This window comes from Mycobacterium sp. TH-M106 (assembly GCF_057473765.1).
In genome coordinates this window covers 1-1,288 of record NZ_JBYCLE010000051.1, presented here as the reverse complement: position 1 = coordinate 1,288, position 1,288 = coordinate 1, and the positions used below count along the sequence as shown (strand labels likewise).

The window sequence follows — 1,288 nt, the reverse complement described above, 5'->3', positions numbered from 1 at the left end:
CTCAACGTCCTGTGGGCCATGCTGCGCGACCACCAGGCCTATCAACCCACCACACCTAACGCCGCGGCGGCTTGACAACTTCATTGAGAATCTCCTGCGCGGGGATAGCTGGTGACTGGTCGCTAACCTACCTCGCGCAACTGCCGCCCGGAAGGTCTGCGGTGTGGGCGGTCAGCCATTCCGTCATCCGGTTGAGCGCGTCGACGCCGGCTGCGAAAGTGCCCGCGACCGGCTCGGCGGCAAGCGCCACCCCGAGTTTCCCCGCCGCCACGGATATGATGCCGAACTGGCGCACCAGGTAACCGCCGGACTGGCCGGGCCCCCACCCACCCTTCACTGCGGCGTGGTTTGAGGTGTCGGCGGCCAGTCCCCAGCGCTGTTCTTCGACCACGTGATACATCAAGTCGATGACGACCCCGGCGCCGGTAAGGCAGGGCAGGTCTGCGGCGAACTGGGCCTGGCTCCGCAACGGCCACTGCGTCTGGCCAAACGGCGTGAAGCCCGGGCGCCGCCGCCGCGATTCGACGACGGTGGTTGCGTCACCGCTCTCCCTGAGAATGGCCTGCACCTGGTGTGCGGCTTGGTTCGGGGATCCGAGCTGGGACCAGAGTCGCTCGGCTGCGGCATTGTCGGATTGGGTGATTGCCTTGGTTGCCAACGCCTTCGTGTGGGAGCGGTTGACTCGCAGCGCAGCGATCGCCAGCGGCACCTTGATCGTTGACCAGGCGACACCGTCCGACCAATCGCCGAAGCTGGTGACCGTGGTTGCACCGACCGGGGCGATCGCGATACCGATGGTCGCCGGGATGGTGCCGGCCAATTCCGCGAAGCTGGCTTGCAGTGTGGGTGCCCTCGCAGCGGTGTGCACCGGCGCATGGTTGAGCCGATCGGGCGGTGCCGCTATGCATCCGGTGCATCCAGCCACTAGCAACAGCACGGCAGCAACTATCGCCGCAAGTGTTGCGCGGTCAGTGCCGATCCGCGTCGTTGGACCCGCCATCACCCGTTCCCGTTGTAACGGATTTAAGTATCTCCCGGGGGAGCCGACAATCGCGGTACATCGGGAAAGGCTTGTACGTGCCCTAAAACGGTGGTGGGTCGTCGTCGGGCCCGGCGCGGGCGAGGGCCTGGGCCGGGGCTTGGGCGTGGCGTTCGGTGCGGTTTTTTCGGCGTTCGGACGCGATGTAGCGTGCGCGGTTTTGGGCGCGGGTGCGGCGGCGTTGGGGCATCACGGCGGTGCGGTCGGCGCAGCGGTCGGTGGGCGGCTTGGGCGGGGTTTCAGGTGGGG

The 1,288-nt window shown here is 67.2% G+C and carries 1 protein-coding gene and 1 pseudogene; both read right to left on the bottom strand.

Annotated features, from left to right (window positions below; all coding sequences use genetic code 11):
- Window positions 1–127 precede the first annotated feature (127 nt).
- Window positions 128–868, bottom strand: a complete 741-nt coding sequence (locus tag AC2VOP_RS01710; protein ID WP_486959357.1) for a serine hydrolase — start codon at window positions 866–868, stop codon at window positions 128–130.
- 214 nt (window positions 869–1,082) lie between these two features.
- Window positions 1,083–1,288: pseudogene (locus AC2VOP_RS01705) on the bottom strand (hypothetical protein); the annotation flags it as partial.